The sequence below is a fragment of the Microbacterium sp. NPDC055599 genome, from assembly GCF_053618975.1.
The window spans coordinates 270046-287869 of sequence record NZ_JBSHIM010000002.1 but is presented as its reverse complement, the minus strand read 5'-3'; the positions used below and the strand labels follow the sequence as shown (position 1 = coordinate 287869).

Genomic DNA, 17824 nt, shown 5'->3' with positions numbered 1-17824 from the left:
CCCGGGGGAGCCCGGGAGTGCGGGGGAGCGCGGTCAGGACGGGCGGGACCCCTCCGCCTGATCCGCGTCGATCCCGTCGACCCAGGTCGTGAGGAAGCGGTGCACGTCGCCGAGCTCGTCCTCGGAGATGCTGTGCGTGAGGCCGCTGTACACGCGGCCGGACAGCTCGGCGTGCGACGGCAGCCACTGGGCCGTGTGGTCGATGAGCGCCGGAGGGATCACGTCGTCGTGCGTGCCGCGCCCCCAGAACACGCGGGGCCGGATTTCCGTCAGCGCGTCGTCGCCCGGCAGCGGCTCCGGTGCGACATAGCCGCTCAGTGCGACCACGGCGTCGAAGCGCTCCGGCGCGAGCCGCAGTGCCTGCAGTGACACGGCCGCGCCCTGCGAGAACCCGAGCAGCGCGACCGACGGGGCGTCGCCCGCCGCGGCGTCGAGCCAGCGGAGGAACGCCTCCGCCGCGAGCGTCACGGCGGTCGAGCTGCGCCCGTCCAGGCCCTCGATCGGGTACCAGGAGCGTCCGGGCTGGGGCCACGGCGGCGCGAGCGGTGCGGCGACAGAGGCGACGGCGGGTCCGCCGGGCAGGTAGGGGACGAGCCCGAACAGGTCGTGCTCGTCGGCGCCGTACCCGTGCAGCAGGACCACGAGGGGGAGCCCGGCGCGCTCCGCCGTCGACCAGCGGGTGGCGGTGTCGTCGATCGTCAGAATCTCACTCACCCCGTCATCCTGCCAGGCGACACCGACGCGCCGCCGGTGTCCCTCGTCGGAGGGTGCTGATAGAAAGGACGCATGGCGGTGCGCACACCCGATCCCGATCCGGAGCCCGACGACGAGGGCCTCGGCGCGTTCCGCGACGTCACTCCGCCGGCGCCGGACGCGAACCCCGGCTGGCTCAGCGACGTGGAACTCGAGGAGGCGCGTCGACGCCTTCCCATGCTGTACGTCGAGGCGATCCCGGTCCGCACCGACGGCTCCGGTCAGGTCACGGAGATCGGCATCCTCCTGCGCTCCACGCCGATGGGGGAGATGACCAGGACCATCGTGTCGGGTCGCGTGCGCTTCGGGGAGACGATCCGCGACGCCCTGTTCCGTCACGTCGAGAACGATCTGGGGCCCATGGCCTTCCCGCTCCTTCCCCCGCAGCCGCTGCCGTTCACGGTGGCGGAGTACTTCCCGATCCCCGGGGTCAGTGCCTATCACGACGACCGCCAGCACGCGGTGTCGCTGGCGTTCGTGGTGCCGGTGACCGGGACGTGCGAGCCGCGGCAGGACGCGCTGGAGGTCACCTGGTTCTCGCCCGAGGCTGCCGCGTCCGACGCGGTCGCCGCCGAGATGGAGGGTGGCCGGGGCACGCTCATCCGGCACGCCCTGGCGAGCCTGGGCCTGCTGCGCTGACCGCGCGCTGACGGCCCCGGGAGCGGGGCGTCGCGCTGTTCGTCGTGCCTCGGCGGACGGGGATGATCGCCGGTCCGTGGAAAAGTCTTGCGCTGTCGCCGATCAATGGGCTAAAGATTAGACCATTGATCCAATCGGCAAAGGATGCTTCGACATGGATGCTTCGACAACGACGTCGCCCTCCGCAGAACAACCCCGCGAGCGCAACCTCCGCGGCAACCTCGGGGCGGTGGCCGTCACCTTCATGGTGATCGCCGCCGCCGCGCCCCTCACCGTGGTCGGCGGCATCGTGCCGATCGGCTACCTGCTCGGCAACGGGATCGGCTTCCCGGTCATGTTCCTCGTGGCCACCGTGATCCTGCTGCTCTTCTCCGTTGGCCTCACCGCGATGAGCCGCTACCTGCCCCGCGCCGGCTCCTTCTTCGTGTTCATCACGCACGGACTCGGTCGCACCCCCGGCCTCGCCGCCGCCTACCTCGCCCTGGTCTGCTACACCACCGTGCAGATCGCGGTGTTCTCCTACCTCGGCGCCACCATCTCATCGAGCATCGCGCTGCTCGGCGGACCCGAGATCCCCTGGTGGCTGCTCACCCTGGTCTCGGTCGCGCTGGTCGGTGCGCTCGGGTACCGGCAGATCGAGCTCAGCTCGCGCGTGCTCGTCGTGGTGCTGCTCGCCGAGATCGGGATCGTCGTCCTGCTGGGGCTCGTCATCCTCGTCACCGGCGGAGCCGACGGCGTGACCTTCGGCTCGTTCGTCCTGCAGAACGTGCTCTCCGGGGCACCCGCGCTCGGGCTGATGTTCGCCATCGCCAGCTTCATCGGGTTCGAGTCCACGGTGGTGTACCGCGACGAGGTGCGCACGCCGGAGCGCACCATCCCGCGCGCCACCTACGCCTCCGCGATCGTGATCGGCGTCTTCTACGCGTTCGCCGCCTGGACCGTGGTGGTCGGCGTGGGGGAGGGAGACGTGATCGACGAAGCCGCCGCCGACCCCACGACCCTCATCACCCGCGTCACCGAGCAGTACCTCGGCCCGGTCGGCTCGGTCGCCGTGGCCCTGCTGTTCCTGGGCAGCATGTTCGCGGCGGTGCTCTCGCTGCACAACGTGCTCACCCGCTACCACCACGCCATGGCCAACGCCCGCGTGCTGCCCGACCGTGTCGGCAGCGTGCACACCCGACACGGATCGCCCCACGTCGCCTCGCTCGTGCAGGTCGCCACCTCGGGCGTCGCGATCGCCCTGCTCGCCATCCTCGGCTTCGCGCCGGAGAACATCTTCTCCTGGTTCGCCGGCATCGGCACCCTCGCGATCGTGATCCTCATGGCCGTGACCTGCCTCGCCGTGATCGTGTACTTCGCCCGCACCCGCGCCCTGCGCAGCCCCTGGCACACCGTGATCGCCCCGGGCCTCGGCCTGCTCGGGCTCGCGGTGTCCGCCGTGCTCATCGCCGCGAACTTCCCGCTGCTCGTCAGCGATGTCGACGCCGACGGCAACCCGGCGTGGGGCGTCATCAGCATCACCCTCGTCGCCGTCGTGATCATCGCCCCGGTGATCGGCCTGGTGCAGGCGGCGATCATGCGGGCGAGCGCACCGGCGGCCTACGCCCAGATCGTGCGGCGCTTCGACGAGAACGCCTGACCCCGAACCGAAGGATGGACATCATCAGTCTCCCCGCCCTGCCCCGGCCCCTGATCGGCATCTCCGGTCGTCGCACCAGCGGCGCGGCGATCGGCGCCCCGTACGGCTTCGCCGACGCCCCGCTGGAGGCGTACCTCAGCGAGTACGCCACCTCGGTGCTCCGCGCCGGCGGCCTGCCCGTGCACCTGCCCATGGATGCCGACCCGGCCGAACTCGTGGCGCGGCTCGACGGCGTCGTCATCGTCGGCGGCGACGACGTGGACCCGCGCCGGTACGGGCAGACCCCCGGCCCGTTCACGCCCCTCGTCGACCCGCAACGCGACGAGTTCGAGTCGGGCCTGATCCTCGCCGCGATCGAGCGCGCGCTGCCGCTGCTGGGGGTGTGCCGGGGAGCGCAGCTGCTCAACGTGGTCCGCGGCGGTACCCTGCATCAGCACCTCGCCGCGGGCGAGGGCGAGTCGCACGGCTCGTACGCCTACCCCCGCGCCCACCGGGTGCACGAGGTGCGCACGGCAGAGGGCAGCGTCGTGCACGGCCTCTACGGCGAGAGCACCCGCGTGAACTCGTTCCACCACCAGGCGGTCGACACCCCCGGCGCCGGGGTGACCGTGACCGGCTGGGCGCCCGACGGCGTCGTCGAGGCGATCGAGCTCGACGGGCTGCCGGTGGTGGGCGTGCAGTGGCACCCCGAGACCTTCGGCGGCGACCCGGTCTTCGACTGGCTCGTCGATCAGGCGTCCGCGCACACCGCGGTCGCCCCCACCCCCGCGACCGAGAGCGTCGCCTAGGCGCCGCAGACGCACGAACAAGGAGAGACACCATGCGACACGCAGACAGGAACGCCTTCATCACGGGCGCAGGATCCGGGATCGGCCGCGAGACCGCCCTCCGCCTGGCGAGCGAGGGGGCACGCATCCTCGTCACCGACGTCTCGGCCGAGGGCGCCGCCGAGACCGTGCGCCTGATCGAGGCGACCGGAGGCACGGCGCTCGCGGCGGTGGTGGACGTGCGCTCGCGCGAGCAGATCCGCGCCGCGGTCGCGCAGGCCGCCCAGGCGTGGGGAGCCCTGCACCTGCTCGTCAACAACGCCGGCGTTGTCACCGAGCACTCGTTCGAGACGCTGACCGAGGAGGCGTGGGACTTCGTCTTCGACATCAACCTCAAGGGCCAGTTCCTCGTGGCGCAGGAGGTGGCGCCGCTCATCGCCGAGTCGGGCGGCGGCGCCATCGTCAACCTCTCCACCGTGGAGGCACTGGTCGTGGTGACCAGCACCGGCACCGCGCAGCCGCACTACAACGCCAGCAAGGGCGGCGTGCCCATGCTCACCAAGGCGCTCGCGGTCGAGCTCGCGGCCAAGAACATCCGCGTCAACTGCGTCGCCCCCGGCCCCATCGCGACCGACTTCTTCGACTACGAGAGCGTCACCAGCCCCGAGGCGCTGGAGTTCATGAAGCAGCGGCTGCTCGTGCCACGGGTGGGCCTGCCGAGCGACATCGCCGCGGCCGTATCCTGGCTGCTCAGCGACGAGGCGTCCTGGATCGACGGCATCCAGCTCCCCGTCGACGGAGGGTGGCTGACGCGATGATCGACGACGTGCGCCTGGCGCCGGACGAACTGGAGGCCGCGGGGATCCGCACCGTGATCGTCGCGACGCCCGACCTCCAAGGTCGGCTCGTCGGTCGCCGCATCCCCGTCGAGGGCTTCGGCCGGGTCGTGGCGAACGGTGTCGACATCTGCACCTGCGCGTGGGCGTGGGACATCGATCAGGGGCTCGAGCTGATCGACCAGAACCGCTTCGCCCTGTGCGGCATGCACAACGGCGTGCCCGACGTCACGCTGCTCCCCGACCTCGACACCCTGCGTCCTGCGGCGTGGCTGGAGGGTGTCGCGATCTGCCTCGCCGACCCGGTCGACGTGCACACGCACGAGCCGATGCCGCTGTCGCCGCGGGTGATCCTGAAGCAGGAGCTGGCGCGCCTGCGCGACCTCGGTCTCACGCCGCTCGCGGGCACCGAGCTGGAGTTCTACCTGTTCCGCAACGACCCGCGGGAGCTGCGCCGCTCGGGGTTCCGCGACCTCGATCCGACGACCCTCACCCCCTCCGACTTCATGATCCACGAGGGCAACCTCTACGAGCCGTTCTTCCAGAGGCTGCGGTCTGACCTGCGCGCGAGCGGCATCCTCGTCGAGGCCGCGCAGAGCGAGTGGGGTCTCGGGCAGTGGGAGATGACGTTCGAGTACGGCGACCCGCTGGAGATGGCCGACCGGCACGCGCTGTACAAGCTCGCGGTGCGTGACACCGCCGCCCGGGCGGGCATGTCGGCGACCTTCATGGCGCGTCCGCTCAACGACCAGCCGGGCTCGTCGTGCCACGTGCACGTGTCGTTCGTCGACGACGAGGGCACGGCACTCTTCTGGGACGACTCCGACCCCGATCACCTCAGCCCCCGCATGCGCTCGGCGATCGCCGGGGCGCTGGAGCACGCGCCGGCGCTGATGGCGTGGTACGCCCCGACGGTCAACTCGTACCGCCGCAGCAACTCCACCGACGTCGCCGGCAGCGGGCGCACCTGGGGCTTCGACAACCGCACCACCACGGTGCGTGTGGTCGGCCACTCGCCGCAGGCGCTCCGGTTCGAGTTCCGCCTGCCCGGCGCCGACACCAACCCGTACTTCGCGCTCACGGGCATCCTCGCGTCGGCCCGCGACGGGATGCGGACGGGGGCCGAGCTCGGCGATCCGGTGCGCGGCAGCGCCTACGACCTCCCCGGCGACGGCGCCATGCCCGCTGACCCGCGGCAGGCGGGAGCGCTCTTCGCCGAGAGCGCGTTCGTGCAGGAGCTGCTGACGCCGGAGCTCATCTCGCATCAGCGCATCCTGCTCGACCACGAGTGGTCCACCTTCATGTCCCGCGTCACCGACTGGGACCTGCACCGCTACTTCGATCGGATCTGAGATGACCTTCCCCGCCCTGCGCACCTGGATCGGCGGCGTCGCCGAGGAGAGTCCGGAGGCCGACGGCTCCTGGCTGCACGACCCGAACACCGGCGAGCCCCTCGTGCCCACCGCCTCCAGCTCCCTGGAGCAGGTCGACCGGGCCGTCTCCGCCGCCCGTCGGGCGCACGACGATGGCCGCTGGCGCGGACTCGCCCCCGAGGAGCGCGCGGTCCGGCTGGGGGCGCTGGCCGCGTGGCTGGACGACCGTGCCGAGGAGATCGCCCGCCTCGACGCGCTCAACAGCGGGGTGCCGCTCGCGGTGACACGGCTCTTCGGCGGAGCCAACGGCGCGACCCTGCGTGACGCCGCCCGCCGAGCCGTCGTCCGCGGGGACGTCGCGGAGCTCCCCGCCGAGCAGGGCGGCGTGCGACTGCACCGTGTGCCGTGGGGACCGACCGCGCTCATCCTGCCGTGGAACGCGCCCAGCGCCATGGCCGTGAAGAAGACCGCGTTCGCGCTCGCCGCCGGAGCGACCGTGCTGCTCAAGCCCTCGTCGTTCTCGCCGTGGAGCGCGCAGCTGCTGCTGGAGGGCGTGCACGAGGCGGGCATTCCCGACGGTGTTGTCGGACTCGTGCAGGGCGGCGGCGGCATCGGCCGTGCCCTGGTCGCCGACGAGCGCATCGCCGCGATCTCGATGACCGGCTCCACGCCGACCGGCCGCGCCATCGCCGCCGCGGCCGCGCCCCGGTTCGCCCGGCTGCAGCTGGAGCTCGGCTCGAACAACGCCGCGATCGTGCGGGCCGACGCCGACCTGGAGCAGGCGGCGGAGGCGCTCGCCGACGGCGTCCTGAAGCTGTCGGGGCAGTGGTGCGAGGCTCCGCGTCGAGTGCTGGTCGACCGCGCCCGGCGCGACGAGCTGGCCCGTCTGCTCATCGCGGCGTTCGCCCGCCGGACCATCGGATCCAGCCTCGACGACGCGACCGAGGTCGGCCCGGTGGCCTTCGCCGCCCGGCGGGACGAGCTCGACGACCAGCGGGAGCGGCTGGCGGCCGCCGGCGCCGAGCTGCTGCGGGTGTCCGCGGTGCCGGAACGGGGATGGTTCTTCGCCCCCACGGTGGCGGTGCTCGACGGCCCGGGGCTCGCGGACGAGGTGTTCGGGCCGATGCTGCTCGTGGGCGGCTACGACGACGAGGACGAGGCCGTGCGCCTGGCGAACACCGGCCAGGTCGGCCTCGCCGGCTACGTGTTCGGGGCGGATCAGGAGGGGGCCGCGGCGCTGGGCACCCGCCTGGTCGCGGGCGAGGTGAAGGTCAACGGCACGAGTGTGCTCGACATGTCGCCGGCCTCCGCGCAGAGCTTCTTCGGCGCGAGCGGCCTGGGCGGGCACGGCGACGACGATGTGCTTGACTTCTTCACGGGGAAGCAGGTCGTCGGCACGGACCGCGCCGGTCTTCCCCTCTGACCGGAGGAGTGGCCATGGGCGAGCGTGACGACGCGCCGCACGACTTCTCCCGCGCCGTGCTGCACCCCGTGTCGGGCTATCAGGCCGTGGCGGGGTTCCTGCGCCGGGAGATGGCGCTCGGCCGCATCCGCCCCGGCGACCGCCTGCCTCCGGAGCGGCGTCTGGCGGAGCAGCTCGGCGTCTCGCGCGAGACGCTGCGGCAGGCGCTGCGCATCCTGGAGGGGAGCGGCCAGATCGTCATCACCCGGGGAGCGTCCGGCGGGGCGATCGTCCAGGACGCGGCGCTGGATCCGCGGCTCATCCGCGACGAGGTGCGCACGCGCTCGGCCGAGATCGGCGAGCTCACCGAGTTCCGCGAGATCGTCGAGTCCGGTGGGGCGGCGCTCGCGGCGGCGCGACGCAGCACGGCGGATCTGGAGGCGATGGCCCTCGCCCAGAGCGAGCTGGCGGGGGCGGCCACCAAGGCCGAGTCCCGCATCGCCGATACGCACTTCCATCTCGCGCTCGCCGCGGCGTCGGGCAACACGTTCGTGCGCGACGCGGTGGAAGAGGCGCGCGTGCGGATGTTCGAGCCCGTCGACCTGATGAGCTTCGACTTCGTGAAGGAGTCCAGCTGGCACGCCCACGAGCGCATCCTCGACGCCGTGCGGCGGGGCGACGCCGACGCGGCCGATGCGGCGATGCGCGCGCACCTGCGCACCACGCGCGAGGAGTTCACGCGCGTGGTCGACCACTGAGACCGCTCAGGCGGTGGTGAGGCGTCCGAGCGCGTCGACGAAGGCGTCCACGTCGGACTCCTCGGTGTCGAAGCCGCACATCCACCGCACCTCGCGCCGGGCCGCGTCCCAGTCGTAGAAGCGGAACACGTCGCGCAGCCGGTCGGCAACGCCCTCGGGCAGCGTCGCGAAGACGCCGTTGGCCTGGGTGGGCTGGGTGAACTCGACACCGGCGACGGAACCGTCGGCGAGCCCCGCCTCGATGCGGGAGCGGAGCCGGGCGGCCATGGCGTTCGCGTGCCGGGCGTTGCGCAGCCACAGGTCGCCCTCGAGCAGCGCGATCAGCTGCGCCGAGACGAAGCGCATCTTCGACGACAGCTGCATGTTGAACTTGCGGGCGTAGGGCAGCCCGTCGGCGGCGGCGGGGTTCAGCACCACGATGGCCTCGCCGAGCATGGCGCCGTTCTTCGTGCCGCCGAACGTCAGCACGTCCACGCCGACGTCGCGCGTGAAGGCGCGCAGCGGGAGGTCGAGTGCGGCGGCCGCGTTGGAGAGCCGGGCGCCGTCGAGGTGCAGCTTCATGCCCCGCTCGTGCGCGTGGTCGGCGATCGTGCGGATCTCGTCGGCCGTGTAGAGGGTGCCGAGCTCGGTGGACTGCGTGATCGACACGACCAGCGGCTGCGCGCGGTGCTCGTCGCCCCAGCCCCACGCCTCGCGGTCGATGAGCTCGGTGGTGAGCTTGCCGTCGTCGGTGGGCACGGTGAGCAGCTTGAAGCCGCCGATCTTCTCGGGCGCGCCACCCTCGTCGACGTTGATGTGCGCGGTCGATGCGGCGATCACGGCACCCCAGCGCGGCAGCATCGACTGCAGGCCGGTGACGTTCGCGCCGGTCCCGTTGAACACCGGGAACGCCTGGACGCCCTCGCCGAAGTGCTGCTGGAAGACCTCCTGCAGGCGGGCGGTATAGGCGTCTTCGCCGTACGCCACCTGGTGGCCACCGTTCGCGGCGGCGATCGCGGCGAGGACCTCGGGGTGGATGCCGGAGTAGTTGTCGCTGGCAAAGCCCCGCAGAGCGGGGTCATGGGGGATGCTCACCGGTCAAGCCTAATCGCGGTTCCCCTACCGGATGTCCGAGCCCCGCCCTACCCTCGAACCCATGGAGCGCACCGCGGCGAAGACGGCCTTCGCGAACGTCCTCGTCAACACGTTGATCGCCAACGTGACGACGAGCTTCCTCTGGTTCGCCCTCACGTTCTGGGTGTACATCGAGACGCGGTCGGTGCTGGCCACCGGGATCATCGGCGGCGCCTACATGCTGTTCGTCGCGTTCTTCGCGATGTTCTTCGGCACGATCGTCGACCGGCACCGCAAGCACCGGGTCATGCTGCTGTCGAGCGTCATCTCGGCGGTGGCGTTCCTGATCGCGGGCGTGCTCTACGTGTGGCAGCCCGAGGCGGCGCTGCTCGACCTGGGCGGCCCGTGGTTCTGGCTGTTCTCTGGCATCATCCTGTTCGGCGGCGTGATCGAGCAGCTGCGCAACATCGCGCTGTCCACCACGGTGACACTGCTGGTGCCCGAGGAGAAGCGGGCCAACGCGAACGGCCTGGTGGGCACGGTGCAGGGCATCGCGTTCCTGGTCACGAGCGTGTTCTCCGGCCTGTCGATCGGGTTCCTCGGCATGGGGTGGACGCTGGGGATCGCGATCGTGGCGATGGCGCTCACCTTCGCGCACCTGCTGTTCATCCGCATCCCGGAGTCCGAGCCGGAGGTCGACCCCGAGGCGAAGAGCGCGGTCGACTTCCGCGGCAGTGTGCAGGCCATCCGGCAGGCGCCCGGGCTGTTCGCCCTCATCGTGTTCTCCACGTTCAACAACCTCATCGGCGGCGTCTACATGGCGCTCATGGACCCGTACGGCCTCACGCTGTTCGATGCGCAGATGTGGGGCTTCGCGCTCGCGTTCTCCTCCACCGGCTTCCTCATCGGCGGCGGGCTGGTCGCGAAGTTCGGCCTCGGCAAGAAACCGGTGCGCACGATGCTGCTCGTGGTGATCGCGATGGGGCTCCTCGGCGCGATCTTCATGCTGCGCGAGTGGTGGCCGCTGTACGTGCTGGGCATGTGGGTGTACATGGCGCTGGTCCCTCCGGTCGAGGCCGCGGAGCAGACGGTCATCCAGAAGGTCGTGCCGTTCACGCGCCAGGGGCGGGTGTTCGGCACGGCGGCGGCGATGGAGGCCGCGGCCGCCCCGATCACGGCCTTCCTCATCGCGCCGATCGCGGAGTACGTCGTGATCCCTTACATGGACACCGCCGAGGGGCAGCGGCAGTGGGAGTGGCTGCTCGGCGAGGGCGAGGCGCGCGGCATCGCCCTCATCTGCCTGTTCGCCGGACTGATCATGGTCGTCGCGGCGACGCTGGCGTTCTTCACGCGGTCGTACCGTCACCTCACCGAGCTGTACGCGACGGCGCCGGATCAGGCGCCCGACGCGACGGACGAGGGCACCGGCCCCGCGGCACACGATCCTCTCGGTGAGCGGCAGGAGACGGGCGACGCGCGCGACGGCCGCGCGCACGGCCATCACCCCGATGCGCCCCCGGTCGTCCGCGGCATCCCTCCCGAGTCCCGCTGACCCACACGGACGCAGCCCCGCCCGCAGCCCGCGCGTCCGCAGCCTGCCCGACGTCAGAGGCTCAGCCCAGGTCGATGATCCGGTCGTTGAGCTCGGCCGCGTCGTCTTCCCACAGCGCGGCGACCCGGGCCGCGAGGGCTGCGGGGTCGAGCGCCTTCGCGCGGAACACCACCGCGGCGGCGCGCAGCGGCTCGCCGGCGTCGCGCGCGTTCTTCGCATGTCTGTGCGCACCTGCGCGCGTCCACGCCTCGCTCGCCGCTTCCACCTCCGCGTGGTTCGCGCCACCGGCGAGGGGGCGCGCGACCGCCGTCGACGACACGACCGCGAACCGCCCGGCCGTCGAGGCGCGCAGGGCCGCATCGAACGTCCGGCTGGTGGCTCGCACCGCCTCGAGCGCCGGGAGCAGCGCGTCGAAGTCCTCGTCGCTCTGTCCCGCGAGACCTCCGCCGCCGCGCCAGCCGCCCACCAGGGGCACCACGGCATCGACGGGTCCGAGCTGCTCCGCGAGCGCGGTCATCTCCGCGAGGGAGGTCGCATCGGCCACCCGGGTCTCGGCTCCCGCGTCGGCGAGAGGGGTGAGGCGCTCGGCCGAGCGGCCGGTCGCGACCACCCGCGCGCCGGCGTCGTGCAGGGCCCGGGTGACGGCGAGTCCCGCGGCGCTGGTGGCCCCGGCCAGGAGCACGGTGCGTCCGCGCGGTCCGTGCGGCGTGGTGTCGGTCATGCGATCACTCTCCTCCTGCCGAGAAGGCCTCTGCGGCCGGACCCGGATTCGGGTCTCCGGCCGCAGAGGCTGTGCGCCCCAGCGTCACAACGGTGGCGGTGGGGATCAGTCGTCCGTGCCGCGGATGCCGACCGTCGATTCGATGACGGGCATCATCTTCTTGTCGAGCGTCTCGAAGAACATCGACAGGGGGAACTCGTCGTCCATCACCGCGTCGGTGTAGCCCTTCGGGGCGCCGGCGAGGATCTCGTCCGAGAGTCCGCGTGCCCACTGCGAGGCGGGGTGCGGGGTGAGGGTGCCGCGCACGAGGTCGTAGGCGGCGAGCCAGTGCGCGACCTTCGGACGGTCGATCGAGTGCCAGTACAGGTCGTCGATCGCATCACCCAGCGCCACGACCGCGTCGGGCACGCTGTCCCAGTCGAACGCCAGGGCCGTGTCGGTCCAGTGCAGCACGCCGCGCTGGTGCAGCCACGCGAACAGCAGCTGGCCGCCCACCGCGTCGTAGTTGCGGACGCGGGTGCCGGTGATCGCGAAGCGGAAGATGCGGTCGAAGATCACGGCGTACTGCACCAGGTGCGCGTACTCGTGCATCTCGCGCTCGGTCTCGGTGAGCTCCTCGCCCGCCGCCACGCGGGCGTCGAGGGCGCGCTCGATCTTGACCGACTCGCGGAACGCGGTCATGTCGCAGCGCATCTCCTCCAGCGAATAGAGGAAGAACGGCATCCGCTGCTTGATCATGAACGGGTCGAACGGCAGGTCGCCGCGCATGTGCGTGCGGTCGTGGATGATGTCCCACATCACGAACGTCTTCTCGGCCATCTCCTGGTCGTCGAGCATCGCGGCGGCGCGCTCTGGCAGCTCCAGGTTCGTGATCCCGGCGGCGGCGCGGACGACCCGGCGGTAGCGGGCGGCCTCGCGGTCCTGGAAGATGGCGCCCCACGTGAACGTCGGGATCTCGCGCATGGCGACGGTCTCGGGGAACAGCACGGCGGAGTTGGTGTCGTAGCCCGGGGTGAAGTCGACGAGTCGCAGCGAGACGAACAACTTGTTGCCGTAGTCGCCGGCCTCGAGCGCGGCGATGAACTCGGGCCAGATGGTCTCGACGATCAGCGCCTCGACCAGGCGGTCGCTGGAGCCGTTCTGGGTGTACATCGGGAAGACCACGAGGTGGCGGATGCCGTCGATGCGGTGCTGCTGCGGCTGGAAGGCCACGAGGGAGTCGAGGAAGTCCGGCACGCCGAAGTCCTCCGACGCCCACCGCTCGAAGTCGGCGACGGACGCGGCGAGGTAGTCGGCATCGTGCGGGAAGGCGGGGGCAAGGGCCTGGATGCTCGCGGTGATCGCGCCGACGAGCGCGCGGGCGTCGTCGTGGTGCGCGGCCTCGGGGATCGAGCCGTCTTTGATCTGCAGCTCGCGCAGCGCGATGGCGGCCGACTTCAGCTGGGTCCAGGCGGCGGACTGCTCCGCGGTCGACGCGTCCTCGACGACCTCGGGTTCGCCGACGATGGCCTGGACAGCGGAACTGTTGGCGGAAACGAGGGACATCGGAACCTCCGATCGCAGTGTTTAACGGAAAGATTCCGGCGAATACGGAATCCTGACGATAATCTTACAGCTATGGATGATTCTGTCGACCGCGCGATCCTGGCCGCGATCTCCCGCGACGGCCGCGCCACGCTGTCCCAGCTGTCCGAGGCCGTCGGCCTCTCGGTCTCCGCCGTGCAGTCCCGCCTGCGCCGCCTGGAGACGCGCGGGGTGATCTCCGGCTACCGAGCGATCCTCGATCCGGAGCAGGTGGGCACTCCGCTGTCGGCGTTCATCGAGATCACCCCGCTCGACCCCGCCCAGCCCGACAACGCGCCGGAGCTTCTCGAGCACCTCGACGCGATCGAGGCCTGCCACTCCATCGCGGGAGAGGCGAGCTACATGCTGTTCGTCCGCGTTCCGACCCCCCGCGACCTGGAGCAGCTCGTGCGCGACGTCCGGCTCGCCGCCAACGTGAGCACCCGCACGACGGTGGTGCTGCAGACCTACTACGAGCACCGCCCGATCATCCCGGTCGGCGCCGGGGAGTAGCCCACCGCCGCAGCGCGCACCGTCGGCCGGCATCCGCGTCGCGTCGCCGCGGTCTGCGCCGTCGAACGACCGCCCGCTGACCCGCCCGCGTCAGAGCGCCGCGCCGACCACGGCCTCGCCGAGCGGGGTGCGCAGGTGCAGCATGCGGCTGCCGCGGCGCTCGCTCGCGATCAGCCCCGACTCCCGCAGCACGGTCAGGTGGTGCGACGCCGTCGACACCGCGATCCCGGCCTCCGCGGCGACCTGAGACGTGGTGCGCTCGGCGCCCGCCCGCAGCAGGATGCCGGCGCGGGCCGGGCCGAGCAGGGCGCCCAGGGCCGACTCGACCTCGGTGGTGTCGCGCGCCCACCCGGCCGTGACCCCGCGGGCCGGATAGAAGAGGGTCGGCTGCGCGGGCGGCTCGGTGAGCACCATGCATCCCCACGACGACATCACGGAGGGCACGAGCACCAGTCCGCTGCCGCGGCAGTCGACGCGCTCGCTGTGCCGCCGCAGCGACACCCGCACGGCGCCGTCGCCCCACGACACCTGCCGATGCAGGTCGCTCGCCATCCCCGCGATGCCCGACGTGGCGATCGCGCGCGCCCGCACCGCGATGTCTGCGCGCAGGAGTCGTTCGAGCTGCGGCCAGACCGGGTGCAGCGCCACCTCCCACAGCTCCGACCAGGCGTCGGCGATCCGCGCCCTGGCCCGCGCCGGATCGTCCCGCATGTCCCGCAGCGCCTCGCGTCGACGGCCGGCGGAGCGCTGCACCATCTTCCCGAGGTCCACGCGCATGGGCTCCAGCGCGGTCGTGCGGAGCGCCGCGAGCTCCGCCTCCGGGGTGAGGTCCCACCGCGGGGTCGTGGTGAGGAAGTCGGGCAGGTAGCCGTCGTCGCCGATCACCGCGGCGAGCAGCGCGAAGCCGTCGCGCGGCAGCCGTTCGCGCACGACGCGCAGCCACCCCCACTGGAGCGGATGCGCCGCCGGGCGGAGGAGGGCGCGGACGGCGTGGGCCAGTTCGTGGCCGGGGGAGACACCGAAGCGCACCGCCTCCATGTCACCGGGACTCAGGTGGAACTCGACCCGGTGGTCAGGATGCTCCCGCCCCTCGATGGGCGTTGAGTTTCGATCCACATCGAAACACTAGGGGCCCGCGGGTGCGCTGTCGAGACTGGGCACATGACCACCGCACCCGCTCCCTCGTCGCTCGTCCGCGACGCCGTCCTCCGCATCGGCACCGGCCGCAGCCGCCGGTTCGTCGGGGCCGAGCACGGCGCCGACGTCTCCTATTTCTTCGTCGAGAATCAGCCGGGCGAGGGTCCAGGGCTGCACTGGCACCCGTACTCGGAGACCTGGGTGGTGCTGGAGGGGACCGTCCGCCTCCGCGTCGGCGACCGGATCCTCCTCGCCGGACCGGGCGACACCGCCACGGTCGCCGCCTTCACGCCGCACGGCTTCACGAACGCGGGGGACGGGCTGCTGCGCATCCTGTGCATCCACGCCTCCGCCACCATCGTCCAGACCTTCCTCGACAACGACTGATCAGGAGAACCCATGTCCTTCCAGGCCTACCTCGACAAGGTCGAGACCCAGACCGGGCTCACGCCCCGCCAGTTCATCGAGCTCGCCCGCGCCCAGGGCTTCGACGAGGGCACGAAGTCCACGGTCGTGCTCACGTGGCTCAAGCAGGAGTACGGCCTCGGCCACGGTCACGCGCAGGCCATGACCCACGTCATCCTCAAGGGACCGAAGATCAGCGACAAGCACGTCGGCACGGGAGGCTCCCACAGCGATGCGTCCGACACCCTGTGGCTCGACGGCAAGGACAGCAACCCGCACCGCTGAGGGTCCCCGCGCCGCGCGGACTAGGATTTCGAGCGTGGCAGCATCCTCCCGGCGCAAGAAGAAGAGCGGCACCCGAACCCGACCGCACACCAGCGGAAACCCGGCCAAGCGGCCCGCGGTCGAGGCCGGTCCGGTCACCGTCTCCGACTGGATCGGTGCCGCGCGACTGCGCACCCTGCCGCTGGCGGTCGCGCCGGTCGTGATCGGCACGGGCGCCGCGCGCAGCACGGGGCCCGAGTTCCACTGGGTCATCGCCCTCGCGTGCCTCGCGGTCGCGGTGCTGCTGCAGATCGGCGTGAACTTCACGAACGACTACAGCGACGGGGTCCGCGGCACCGACGCCCACCGTGTCGGTCCGGCGCGGCTGACGGCCTCCGGGCGGGTGAAGCCGCGCACCGTGCTGATCATCGGGCTCGTGTTCTTCGCGCTCGCCGCGGCGGTCGGCCTCGCGATCGTGGTGCGCACGGAGCAGTGGTGGATGCTGGCCATCGGCGCCGCGTGCATCGTCGCGGCGTGGTTCTACACGGGCGGCAAGCGACCCTACGGCTACTACGGCCTGGGCGAGGTGTTCGTCTTCGTGTTCTTCGGGCTCGTGGCGACGCTCGGCACCACGTGGGTGCAGATCTTCGCGCTCCCGCAGCAGGCGTGGCTCGGGGCGATCGCGGCCGGCCTGTTCGCGTGCGCGGTGCTGCTGGCGAACAACCTCCGCGACATCGAGCAGGACCGCGCCGTCGGCAAGCGCACGCTCACGGTGCTGATCGGGCGGCGTGCGACCCAGGTGCTGTTCACCCTGTTCGTCCTCGCGCCGTTCGGGATCGCGGTGTTCCTGGCGCTGCTGTTCCCGATCGCGTGGATCGCGCTGCTCGCGCTGCTGGCGGGGCTGCCCGCTGTGCTGATCGTCTGGACGTACCGTCAGCCGCGGGAGCTGGTGACGGCGCTGGCCCTGACCTCGCTCACGTCGCTGCTCTACGCGGGCGCGCTGTTCTGGGCGTTCGTCGGCTGATCTCGGCGTCCGTCGGCTGATCTCGGCGTTCGTCGGCTGATCTCGGCGTCCGTCGTGATCCGGGCGTCCGTCGCGATCTCCGCGTCCGTCGGCTGACCGCGGGAGCGCTCAGTCGCGGCGCGTCTCGTCGGGGGCGGCGTCGATCGCCTCGTCCTCCGCATCGGCATCGGCCTGCTGACCCGACACGCGGCCCTCGCGCCGCTCGTGCAGACGCGCCGAGGCGTCGGACAGCGGCGTGCGCAGGAACAGCATCGAGATGCTCGCCCCGATGAGGGCGGCGAAGATGGCGGCGAGCCACCAGAACTCGCGGAAGATCGGGAAGAAGAACCACAGGATCGCCAGCGGGACGAGGAATGCCAGCAGGCGCAGCACGGTGTAGACGAGGAGGGGGGCGGGCTTCTTCACTCCCTCAGTCTACGTTCGCCCGCCGATGTGCCAGCCGCCGCCGCTCACCCGGGGAGGTCGAGCGCGGAGAAGGGGATGCCGCGGACGACGCGTCGCCACGGGTGCTCGCCGAGCGTCCAGAGCACCCCCGCCTCGGGGTCGAGGGCGAGGTCTTCGCACCCGGCGGGCAGTGGGACGGGGTGTCGCCGCCAGGAACCGTCGCGATCGGTCCACAGGGCTCCGGGGTGCAGCAGATCGGACTGCGACACGAAGCGCGTCTCGCCCCAGCGCACGGCGCCCTGCAGGTGCCGGAGGCCGGGCGCGACCCGGTCGCGCTCCACGAAGCGGGGCTGCGCGGCGCTCGGGATGTCGAACTCGCCGACCACGCCGCGGTCGTTCCCGCGGTACTCGCCGATGAGCACACGGAGCAGGGGAGTGCCGTCGGCCGTGAACACCCGCCCGAGGAACGAGCAGCGGAGGTCGACCGGGTGCTGAGCCGTGCGCACGGCGACGAGCACGGTGCTGCGACCTCCGCGGCGGCGGCTCCCGGCCAGGCGGTGGGCGTCGGAGCCGCGCACCCGGCGGAGCCGCGCCAGGTCGAACTCCCAGATCCCCTGGCCCGTGGCCGCCGCGAACAAGCGGTCGTCGAACCACGCGAGGCCGCCGGCGTGGATTGGGGCGGGCTCCAGGCGGCCGTCCTCCCCGGGGACGGCGAGCACCACGTCGAGGTGACGCGACCGGTCGAGGTCGATCATCGTGACCCGGGAAGCGAGGTGGCGGCCCGCCCTGTCCTGGCGGAACCAGCTCACCGCGAGCGTGCGTCGTCCGCGCAGCCGGCCCACGTCGATGCCCTGGGGATACCAGCGCTCGGTCCACGTGCGCGCGGACAGCCAGCGCAGGTCGATCCCGGTGCTCCGGCGGCGCCGTCGCACCGGTCGCCAGATCGTTCCGAACGGCCAGAGCATGGGCTCCATGGTCGCGGATGCCGGGTGACCGCGCCAATCGACGCGGCTCCCCGCATCGATTCGGCATCTCGTGGAG

Annotated in this window: 19 protein-coding genes; 12 read left to right on the top strand and 7 right to left on the bottom strand. The window is 71.9% G+C overall.

Annotated elements, in window-relative coordinates:
- Positions 1–33 precede the first annotated feature (33 nt).
- Positions 34–714, bottom strand: a complete 681-nt coding sequence (locus ACWGQ1_RS03035; protein WP_452312303.1) for an alpha/beta fold hydrolase — start codon at positions 712–714, stop codon at positions 34–36.
- 72 nt (positions 715–786) lie between these two features.
- On the opposite strand from ACWGQ1_RS03035, the gene ACWGQ1_RS03030 reads away from it, so the two are divergent.
- From ACWGQ1_RS03030 to ACWGQ1_RS03000, 7 genes are all read left to right on the top strand, one after another.
- Positions 787–1392: a DUF4916 domain-containing protein gene (locus ACWGQ1_RS03030; protein ID WP_136033130.1), complete on the top strand. Its 606-nt coding sequence runs from the start codon at positions 787–789 to the stop codon at positions 1390–1392.
- 154 nt (positions 1393–1546) lie between these two features.
- Complete coding sequence (locus tag ACWGQ1_RS03025) at positions 1547–3031, top strand: APC family permease (protein WP_136044473.1); 1485 nt, start codon at positions 1547–1549, stop codon at positions 3029–3031.
- A 14-nt stretch (positions 3032–3045) separates the two neighbouring features.
- A complete protein-coding gene (locus ACWGQ1_RS03020) occupies positions 3046–3819 on the top strand; it encodes a gamma-glutamyl-gamma-aminobutyrate hydrolase family protein (RefSeq protein WP_247637687.1) in 774 nt (257 codons plus the stop codon).
- Between the two features lie 32 nt (positions 3820–3851).
- The gene (locus ACWGQ1_RS03015) at positions 3852–4616 is read left to right on the top strand and encodes an SDR family NAD(P)-dependent oxidoreductase (RefSeq protein WP_136033124.1); all 765 of its coding nucleotides are present in this window, start codon (positions 3852–3854) and stop codon (positions 4614–4616) included.
- Entirely contained in the window at positions 4601–5986 is a 1386-nt protein-coding gene (locus ACWGQ1_RS03010) for a glutamine synthetase family protein (RefSeq protein ID WP_168443068.1), read from the top strand. The genes ACWGQ1_RS03015 and ACWGQ1_RS03010 overlap by 16 nt, the downstream gene beginning before the upstream one ends.
- A 1-nt stretch (position 5987) precedes the next feature.
- Positions 5988–7430 carry an aldehyde dehydrogenase family protein gene (locus ACWGQ1_RS03005; protein WP_452312302.1) on the top strand — a complete coding sequence of 481 codons (1443 nt, stop codon included), beginning with the start codon at positions 5988–5990 and terminating at the stop codon, positions 7428–7430.
- Between the two features lie 14 nt (positions 7431–7444).
- Positions 7445–8167, top strand: a complete 723-nt coding sequence (locus ACWGQ1_RS03000; RefSeq protein WP_206252835.1) for an FCD domain-containing protein — start codon at positions 7445–7447, stop codon at positions 8165–8167.
- 6 nt (positions 8168–8173) lie between these two features.
- Here ACWGQ1_RS03000 and ACWGQ1_RS02995 read toward each other — a convergent pair whose 3' ends face one another.
- Positions 8174–9241: a threonine aldolase family protein gene (locus tag ACWGQ1_RS02995; RefSeq protein WP_136033116.1), complete on the bottom strand. Its 1068-nt coding sequence runs from the start codon at positions 9239–9241 to the stop codon at positions 8174–8176.
- Positions 9242–9302: 61 nt separating this feature from the next.
- Here ACWGQ1_RS02995 and ACWGQ1_RS02990 point away from each other — a divergent pair, with 61 nt between their 5' ends.
- Entirely contained in the window at positions 9303–10772 is a 1470-nt protein-coding gene (locus ACWGQ1_RS02990) for an MFS transporter (protein WP_452312301.1), read from the top strand.
- 61 nt (positions 10773–10833) lie between these two features.
- On the opposite strand, the gene ACWGQ1_RS02985 is transcribed toward ACWGQ1_RS02990, so the two are convergent.
- Positions 10834–11493 (bottom strand): SDR family NAD(P)-dependent oxidoreductase, encoded by a 660-nt coding sequence (locus ACWGQ1_RS02985; protein ID WP_452312300.1) that lies wholly within the window; start codon positions 11491–11493, stop codon positions 10834–10836.
- Between the two features lie 105 nt (positions 11494–11598).
- The gene (locus tag ACWGQ1_RS02980) at positions 11599–13038 is read right to left on the bottom strand and encodes a DUF6421 family protein (RefSeq protein WP_452312299.1); all 1440 of its coding nucleotides are present in this window, start codon (positions 13036–13038) and stop codon (positions 11599–11601) included.
- Between the two features lie 72 nt (positions 13039–13110).
- Between ACWGQ1_RS02980 and ACWGQ1_RS02975 the strand changes: the two genes are divergently transcribed.
- Entirely contained in the window at positions 13111–13569 is a 459-nt protein-coding gene (locus ACWGQ1_RS02975; RefSeq protein WP_136028652.1) for an Lrp/AsnC family transcriptional regulator, read from the top strand.
- Positions 13570–13659: 90 nt separating this feature from the next.
- Here ACWGQ1_RS02975 and ACWGQ1_RS02970 read toward each other — a convergent pair whose 3' ends face one another.
- The gene (locus tag ACWGQ1_RS02970) at positions 13660–14685 is read right to left on the bottom strand and encodes an ArsR/SmtB family transcription factor (protein ID WP_206252838.1); all 1026 of its coding nucleotides are present in this window, start codon (positions 14683–14685) and stop codon (positions 13660–13662) included.
- A gap of 45 nt (positions 14686–14730) precedes the next feature.
- On the opposite strand from ACWGQ1_RS02970, the gene ACWGQ1_RS02965 reads away from it, so the two are divergent.
- Genes ACWGQ1_RS02965 through ACWGQ1_RS02955 form a run of 3 tightly spaced genes read left to right on the top strand, consistent with a single transcriptional unit; the run spans position 14731 to position 16399 of the window.
- Positions 14731–15093, top strand: a complete 363-nt coding sequence (locus tag ACWGQ1_RS02965) for a cupin domain-containing protein (RefSeq protein ID WP_136028653.1) — start codon at positions 14731–14733, stop codon at positions 15091–15093.
- A gap of 12 nt (positions 15094–15105) precedes the next feature.
- Positions 15106–15396: a DUF4287 domain-containing protein gene (locus ACWGQ1_RS02960; protein WP_136028654.1), complete on the top strand. Its 291-nt coding sequence runs from the start codon at positions 15106–15108 to the stop codon at positions 15394–15396.
- A gap of 34 nt (positions 15397–15430) precedes the next feature.
- On the top strand, positions 15431–16399 hold the full coding sequence (locus tag ACWGQ1_RS02955; RefSeq protein WP_136028655.1) for a 1,4-dihydroxy-2-naphthoate polyprenyltransferase: 969 nt from the start codon (positions 15431–15433) through the stop codon (positions 16397–16399).
- A 108-nt stretch (positions 16400–16507) separates the two neighbouring features.
- On the opposite strand, the gene ACWGQ1_RS02950 is transcribed toward ACWGQ1_RS02955, so the two are convergent.
- Entirely contained in the window at positions 16508–16804 is a 297-nt protein-coding gene (locus ACWGQ1_RS02950; protein ID WP_136028656.1) for a DUF4229 domain-containing protein, read from the bottom strand.
- Positions 16805–16848: 44 nt separating this feature from the next.
- Positions 16849–17748 carry a hypothetical protein gene (locus ACWGQ1_RS02945; protein WP_452312298.1) on the bottom strand — a complete coding sequence of 300 codons (900 nt, stop codon included), beginning with the start codon at positions 17746–17748 and terminating at the stop codon, positions 16849–16851.
- Between the last annotated feature and the right edge of the window lie 76 nt (positions 17749–17824).